The following is a 7,175-nucleotide window of genomic DNA, read 5'->3' as shown; positions in this document are numbered from 1 at the left end:
GTCCAGGAGTCGACACCCCCGCCCGTCCAAGATCCGGATTACGACAATGTGCTGGCGAAAAGCCGACTGCGGCACAACCTGGGCCAGCCCCTGCCGGTCCCCTTCACGTCCGATACACACGCACTCTTCTTGGGGGTTATCGATGCGACGGTGGGGTACAGCGGTTGCGGCGCTGGCACTGGCGGGCGCCGGCGTGGCGGCTTCGGCGGGAGCCGCCACGGCGTCCGTCGGCTCGCAGCGGACCGTGGCGGCGACCTGCTCGACCGCCTGGGGCAGCCTGGACAAGACGGGCCAGGACACGGACTACCGGCCGCTGCTCGACATCCGGGCCGGCCGGCACGACTGCTACGACCGGCTCGTCTTCGACATCAGCGCGAGTGGCGGCAACACCGGCTACCGCGTCGGCTATGTGGACAAGTTCCACCAGGACGGCTCGGGCGAGGAGATCCCGGTGAACGGCGGCGCGATCCTCCAGATCTCGGTCGACGCGCCCAGCTACGACCCGGTGAGCGGCGCGCAGACCTACGCCGGTCGGGCCGGGGAGACGCTGCCCGGGGTGGATGTGACGGGCTACCGGACGTTCCAGGACACCCGCTTCGGGGCGAGCTTCGAGGGGCAGACGCAGGTCGCGGTCGGCGTGCGCGCCCGGCTGCCGTTCCGGGTGCTCCAGTCCGGCGACCAGCTGATCGTGGACGTCGCGCACACCTGGTGAGGCCGGCCGCCGCGGGCTGACGCGGCGGTGGTACGGCCACGTCCCGAGGCCGTACCACCGAAAAATGCCGTACGGGCCGGCAGAACCGGCCCGTACGGCACTCTCCACGACCACGGAAGGAGCAGCGTGCCCCCGCGGGTCCTACTCGCCGCGGCGCAGCAGCCGCGCCACCTCCGTGGCCCAGTAGGTGAGGATCATCCCGGCGCCCGCCCGGCGGATGGAGGTCAGGGTCTCCATGATCGCCCGGTCCCGGTCGATCCAGCCGTTGGCGGCGGCGGCCTCGACCATCGCGTACTCGCCGGAGATCTGGTACGCGGCCACCGGCACGTCCACCGACTCCGCGATCTTGCTCAGGATGTCCAGGTACGGCAGGGCCGGCTTGACCATGACCATGTCCGCGCCCTCGGCGAGGTCCAGGGCCAGCTCGCGCAGCGACTCCCGGGCGTTGGCCGGGTCCTGCTGGTAGGTCTTGCGGTCGCCCTGGAGCGAGGAGCCCACCGCCTCACGGAACGGTCCGTAGAAGGCGGAGGCGTACTTGGCGGTGTAGGCCAGGATCGACACGTCCTGGTGCCCGGCACCGTCCAGCGCCTCGCGGATCACCCGCACCTGGCCGTCCATCATGCCGCTGGGGCCCACCACGTGCGCGCCCGCCTCGGCCTGCGCCCGGGCCATCTCGGCGTACCGCTCCAGGGTGGCGTCGTTGTCCACCCGGCCCGCCGCGTCCAGGACGCCGCAGTGGCCGTGGTCGGTGTGCTCGTCCAGGCACAGGTCGGACATGACCACCAGGTCGTCGCCGACCTCGGCCCGCACATCCCGGATGGCCATCTGCAAGATGCCCTCCGGGTCGGTGCCCGGCGTGCCGACGGCGTCCTTCTTGGCGTCCTCGGGCACCCCGAAGAGCATGATGCCGCCCAGGCCCGCCTCGACCGCCTCGGCGGCGGCCTTCCGCAGGGTGTCCCGGGTGTGCTGGACCACGCCGGGCATGGCGGCCAGCGGCACGGGCTCGCTGATGCCCTCCCGCACGAACGCGGGCAGAATCAGCTCCGCCGGGTGCAGCCGGGTCTCGGCGACCATCCGGCGCATCGCCGGGTTCACCCGCAGCCGGCGCGGTCGCACCCCCGGGAATCCTCCGTACGCGCTGCTCAACTCCGTGCCCTCCTTCGCGATCCGGGCCGCCGCTCGCTCGGGCGGGTGACCGGGTCGCCGGCCTCCAGGGCCGCGGCCCGCCGGGCCGCCCCGAACTCCGCCAGCGCCTCGGCCAGCTTGTGCACCGAGGGCTCGGGCGACAGCACGTCCACCCGCAGCCCGTGCTCCTCCGCGGTCTTCGCGGTGGCCGGGCCGATGCAGGCGATGACAGTGACGTTGTGCGGCTTGCCGGCGATGCCGACCAGGTTCCGCACCGTGCTGGACGAGGTGAACAGTACGGCGTCGAACCCGCCGCCCTTGATCGCCTCGCGGGTCTCGGCCGGCGGCGGCGAGGCGCGCACCGTGCGGTACGCGGTGACGTCGTCCACCTCCCAGCCCAGCTCGATCAGGCCCGCCACCAGGGTCTCGGTGGCGATGTCGGCGCGCGGCAGGAAGACGCGGTCGATCGGGTCGAAGACCGGGTCGTACGGCGGCCAGTCCTCCAGCAGCCCGGCGGCCGACTGCTCGCCGGAGGGCACCAGGTCCGGCTTCACACCGAACTCGATCAGCGACCTCGCGGTCTGCTCGCCCACCGCGGCGACCTTGATCCCGGCGAAGGCGCGGGCGTCCAGGCCGTACTCCTCGAACTTCTCGCGCACCGCCTTGACGGCGTTCACCGAGGTGAAGGCGATCCACTCGTAGCGCCCGGTGACCAGGCCCTTGACCGCCCGCTCCATCTGCTGCGGGGTGCGCGGCGGCTCGACCGCGATGGTCGGCACCTCGCTGGGCACGGCGCCGTAGGAGCGCAGCTGGTCGGAGAGCGAGGCGGCCTGCTCCTTGGTCCGCGGCACCAGCACGTTCCAGCCGAACAGCGGCTTGGACTCGAACCAGGACAGCCGGTCGCGCTGCTCGGCCGCACCGCGCTCGCCGACCACCGCTATGACCGGCTGGCAGCCGTCCGGCGAGGGCAGCACCTTGCCCGACTTGAACACCTGGGCGATGGTGCCCAGCGTCGCCGTCCAGGTGCGCTGCCGGGTGGTGGTGCCGGCGACCGTCACGGTGAGCGGGGTGTCCGGCTTGCGGCCGGCGGCCACCAGCTCGCCGGCGGCCGCGGCGATGGTCTCCAGGGTGGCGCTGACCACGGCGGTGGCGTCCGAGGAACCGACCTCGCTCCAGCAGCGGTCGTCCGCGGTACGGGCGTCCACGAACCGGACGTCCGCACCCCGCCCGTCGCGCAGCGGCACACCGGCGTACGCGGGCACGCCGACGGCGGCGGCCACACCGGGCACCACCTCGAAGGCGATGCCCTCGGCGGCGCAGGCGAGCATCTCGTCGGCGGCGTTCCCGTCCAGGCCGGGGTCGCCGGCGACCGCACGCACGACCCGCTTGCCGCCGCGCACGGCCGCCATGACAAGATTGGCCGTGTCCCGGAGTAGCGGAACTGCGGCGGTGCCTGATGCCTCGTCAGCCTCTACCTGCCGCGGTGCGCCCTGAGCGTCGGCCGCGACAGCCGGACGCACGTGCGCACGCACCACGTCGAGCACCTGCGGATCGGCGATCAGCACATCCGCGGCCGCCAGCGCCTCCACGGCGCGCAGGGTCAGCAGTCCGGGGTCTCCGGGGCCGGCACCGAGGAAGGTTACCTGCCCGCAGCCGGGGTGGTTCGGGGCGGTGGGGTTCAAAGTGCTCGCTCCCCCATCAGACCGGCCGCACCCTTCGCGAGCATCTCGGCGGCGAGTTCGCGACCGAGGGCCATGGCGTCGTCGTGCGACGCGGGTACGGGACCGGTGGTGGACAGGTGCACCAGCGTGGAACCGTCGATCGAGCCGACGACGCCGCGCAGGCGCATTTCGGTGACAACCTGACCGTCGGCCTGGAAATCGGCCAGCGCGCCCACGGGTGCGCTGCAGCCGGCCTCCAGGGCGGCGAGCAGGGAACGCTCGGCCGTCACGGCGATCCGGGTGTGCGGATCATCGAGCTCGGCGAGTCGGGCGGCGAGGTCCGCGTCGTCCGCGGCACACTCGACTGCCAGTGCCCCCTGGCCGGGGGCGGGCAGGACATGGGAGGGGTCCAGCAGCTCGGTGGCCTCGTCCAGCCGGCCGATGCGGGTCAGCCCCGCGGCGGCCAGCACGACGGCGTCCAGCTCCCCGGACGCCACGAAACCGAGCCGCCGGTCGATGTTGCCGCGGATCGGTACGGTCTCGATCTCGCGCCCCAGCGTCCGCGCCCAGGCGTTGAGCTGCGCCATCCGGCGCGGCGAGCCGGTGCCGATCCGGACCGGGCGGCCCTCGCCGGCCGGCGCGGTCAGCTGCTCGAAGGTCAGGCCGTCACGGGCCACCAGTGCGTCGCGCGCGTCCGCGCGCACCGGTATCGCGGCCAGCGCCAGGCCCTCGGGCTCGGCGGTCGGCAGGTCCTTCAGCGAGTGCACCGCCAGGTCGATCTCCCCGGCCAGCAGCGCGTCCCGCAGCGCCGAGACGAAGACGCCGGTGCCGCCGATCTGCGCCAGGTGCTCCCGCGAGGTGTCGCCATAGGTGGTGATCTCGACCAGTTCGACCGGACGTCCGGTCACCGCGCTCACCGCCTCGGCGACCTGCCCGGACTGGGCCATCGCCAAGGTGCTGCGCCGGGTGCCCAGCCGCAGCGGGGCCTGGTCGGTGGGGAGCTGGGAGTTTCCCGGCGAGGCTGTGGTGTTCATGCCCGCCCTCGATTCGCGTCGTTCAGATCGGCCCGGCTGACGGCTGCCACCGCCTGCGGGTCGAGGTCGAAGAGTTCTCGCAGCGCGTCCGCGTACCCGGCACCGCCGGGGGTGGACGCCAACTGCTTTACCCGCACGGTCGGTGCGTGCAGGAGCTTGTCGACGACCCGCCGCACGGTCTGGGTGATCTCCGCGCGCTCCTTGTCGTCAAGATCGGGGAGCCGGCCCTCCAGCCGGGCGATCTCCAGGGCCACCACATCGGCGGCCATGGTGCGGAGCGCCACCACGGTGGGGGTGATGCGCGCGGCGCGCTGGGCGGCGCCGAACGCCGCGACCTCCGCTGAGACGATTCCGCGCACCTGGTCCACGTCGGCGGCCATCGGACCCGCCGAGGCGGCGGGCTGGTCGGACGGCGCGGCGGAGGCCTCGGCGAGGGTCTCGATGTCCACCAGCCGGACGCCGTCCAGCCGGTGCGCGGCGGCGTCGACGTCCCGCGGCATCGCCAGGTCCAGCAGGGCCAGCGGCTCGGTACGCCCGGCCGGGCGCTGCCCGAGCGCGCTCTCCAGCGCCTCGGCGGTCAGCACCAGACCGGTGGCGCCGGTGCAGGAGACCACGATGTCGGCCTGCGGCAGCTCGGCGTCGACCTGCCCCATCGGCACCGCGCGCGCCACCGGGCCGGCCTGCTCCGGGTCGCCGGCGAGCGCCGCCGCCAGCCGCTCGGCCCGCTCCAACGTCCTGTTGGCGATCACCAGTTCGCCCACACCGGCGCGCGCCAGCGTGGTCGCGGCCAGCGAGGACATCGAACCGGCGCCGATCACCAGGGCGCGCTTGCCCGCCACCCAGGCCGGCACCTCGGTGCCGGCCGCGAGCTGTTCGAGACCGAAGGTGACCAGGGACTGCCCGGCCTTGTCGATCCCGGTCTCGCTGTGCGCCCGCTTGCCGACCCGCAGCGCCTGCTGGAACAGCTCGTTGAGCAGCCGTCCGGCGGTGTGCAGCTCCTGGCCGAGGGCCAGCGCGTCCTTGATCTGGCCGAGGATCTGGCCCTCGCCCACCACCATCGAGTCCAAGCCGCAGGCCACCGAGAACAGGTGGTGTACGGCCCGGTCCTCGTAGTGGACATAGAGATAGGGGGTGAGCTCCTCCAGGCTGACGCCGCAGTGCTGGGCCAGCAGCGTGGACAGCTCGGCGACACCGGCGTGGAACTTGTCCACGTCGGCGTAGAGCTCGATCCGGTTGCAGGTGGCCAGCGCGGCGGCCTCGACCGCCGGCTCGGCGGCCAGCGTGTCGTGCAGCAGCTTGGCCCGCTGGTCAGCGGTGAGCGCCGCACGCTCCAGCACACTCACCGGAGCGCTGCGGTGGCTCAGTCCGACGACGAGAACGCTCATGCCGGCATCACCGCGGGGACGTCCCCGTCCGGCCCCTGCTGCCGACCGCCCGCGGCCGCACCGGTGTCCTGTCCGGCGCGCGCCATCGGGCCCGCCTGGGCACCGCCCTCGATGGGGAGCGCCACCCGCTCACCCTCCGTCCCCCGGCTGCCGCCAGGGGAAGGCTCCAGGTCGCCGCCCTCGATCGGAAGCGCCACGCGCTCCCCTTCCCCGGCCTTGCGCTGCTCGTGGAAGGCGAGGATCTGGAGCTCTATGGAGAGGTCGACCTTGCGGACGTCCACCCCTTCGGGGACGGACAGCACGGTCGGCGCGAAGTTGAGGATCGAGGTGACCCCGGCGGCCACCAGCCGGTCGCACACCTGCTGGGCGGCGCCGGCCGGGGTGGCGATGACGCCGATGGAGACCCCGTTGCCGGTGATGATCGACTCCAGCTCGTCGGTGTGCTGCACCGCGATGCCGGCGACCGGCTTGCCCGCCATCGCGGGGTCCGCGTCGATCAGCGCGGCCACCCGGAAACCGCGGGAGGCGAAGCCGCCGTAGTTGGCGAGCGCGGCGCCGAGGTTACCGATACCGACGATCACAACCGGCCAGTCCTGGGTCAGGCCCAGCTCACGCGAGATCTGGTAGACGAGGTACTCCACGTCGTAGCCGACCCCGCGGGTGCCGTACGAGCCGAGGTAGGAGAAGTCCTTGCGGAGCTTCGCGGAGTTGACACCGGCGGCGGCGGCCAGTTCCTCGGAGGAGACCGTGGGAACCGAGCGCTCGGAGAGTGCGGTCAGTGCGCGCAGATACAGCGGAAGACGGGCGACGGTGGCCTCGGGGATCCCTCGGCTACGGGTCGCCGGTCGGTGTGTTCGGCCAGTTGCCACGGTGCTCCTGCGGGTAGAGCGGGGCTCTGGGCGGCCATACGTCCTCAGACCGCCCCCTGCACAGCAGGCTATGTCTTTGTGAACGCGTGCACAAAGATGGTGTCCGCTTTGTCCAACCAAAGTGATGGGTGTCACGCGAGTTCGCGGGTGATTCACGGAACCGCGGGGCGCCGCATACCGTTCCCGCCCTACGCGCCGGTAAGTGGGGTACGCCGACGAGAGCACGCTGCCGTCACTCCTTACCCGCTATGCCCCCGGACACCACCAAAACGCCCATGATGGTAGTCGAACAACCGCCCGCCTCGCCCGGCCGAAAAGCATCGGTCGACGAGCGTCGCCCACCGACCGGTCACCCCGGCCCACCCACCGACGGGCTGTCTCTGATACAC

Annotated in this window: 6 protein-coding genes; 1 reads left to right on the top strand and 5 read right to left on the bottom strand. The window is 72.8% G+C overall.

What is annotated here, in order from left to right; translation table 11 throughout:
• Positions 1-142 precede the first annotated feature (142 nt).
• Positions 143-712 carry an AMIN-like domain-containing (lipo)protein gene (locus E4099_RS26430; RefSeq protein WP_135341637.1) on the top strand — a complete coding sequence of 190 codons (570 nt, stop codon included), beginning with the start codon at positions 143-145 and terminating at the stop codon, positions 710-712.
• A gap of 141 nt (positions 713-853) precedes the next feature.
• Here E4099_RS26430 and hemB read toward each other — a convergent pair whose 3' ends face one another.
• The 5 genes from hemB to E4099_RS26405 are packed head-to-tail and all read right to left on the bottom strand — an operon-like array spanning position 854 to position 6,786.
• Positions 854-1,858 (bottom strand): porphobilinogen synthase, encoded by a 1,005-nt coding sequence (gene hemB, locus E4099_RS26425; RefSeq protein ID WP_135341636.1) that lies wholly within the window; start codon positions 1,856-1,858, stop codon positions 854-856.
• A complete protein-coding gene (locus E4099_RS26420; RefSeq protein WP_135341635.1) occupies positions 1,855-3,519 on the bottom strand; it encodes a bifunctional uroporphyrinogen-III C-methyltransferase/uroporphyrinogen-III synthase in 1,665 nt (554 codons plus the stop codon). The genes hemB and E4099_RS26420 overlap by 4 nt, the downstream gene beginning before the upstream one ends.
• Positions 3,516-4,532, bottom strand: coding sequence for a hydroxymethylbilane synthase (gene hemC / locus E4099_RS26415; protein WP_135341634.1), 1,017 nt, complete (start codon positions 4,530-4,532; stop codon positions 3,516-3,518). The genes E4099_RS26420 and hemC overlap by 4 nt, the downstream gene beginning before the upstream one ends.
• Positions 4,529-5,917 carry a glutamyl-tRNA reductase gene (locus E4099_RS26410; protein WP_135341633.1) on the bottom strand — a complete coding sequence of 463 codons (1,389 nt, stop codon included), beginning with the start codon at positions 5,915-5,917 and terminating at the stop codon, positions 4,529-4,531. Before E4099_RS26410 ends, hemC begins: the two co-directional genes overlap by 4 nt.
• A complete protein-coding gene (locus tag E4099_RS26405; protein ID WP_135341632.1) occupies positions 5,914-6,786 on the bottom strand; it encodes a redox-sensing transcriptional repressor Rex in 873 nt (290 codons plus the stop codon). The genes E4099_RS26410 and E4099_RS26405 overlap by 4 nt, the downstream gene beginning before the upstream one ends.
• Positions 6,787-7,175: the final 389 nt, after the last annotated feature.

The sequence above is a fragment of the Streptomyces palmae genome (genome assembly GCF_004684805.1).
GTDB classification, from domain to species: Bacteria; Actinomycetota; Actinomycetes; order Streptomycetales; family Streptomycetaceae; genus Streptomyces; species Streptomyces palmae.
This window is presented reverse-complemented; position numbering and strand designations above follow the sequence as displayed.

Coding starts and splice junctions, on each gene's coding strand:
- E4099_RS26410 (WP_135341633.1), bottom strand. CDS start 5,917: ATGAGCGTTCTCGTCGTCGGACTGAGCCACCGCAGCGCTCCGGTGAGT.
- hemC (WP_135341634.1), bottom strand. CDS start 4,532: ATGAACACCACAGCCTCGCCGGGAAACTCCCAGCTCCCCACCGACCAG.
- E4099_RS26430 (WP_135341637.1), top strand. CDS start 143: ATGCGACGGTGGGGTACAGCGGTTGCGGCGCTGGCACTGGCGGGCGCC.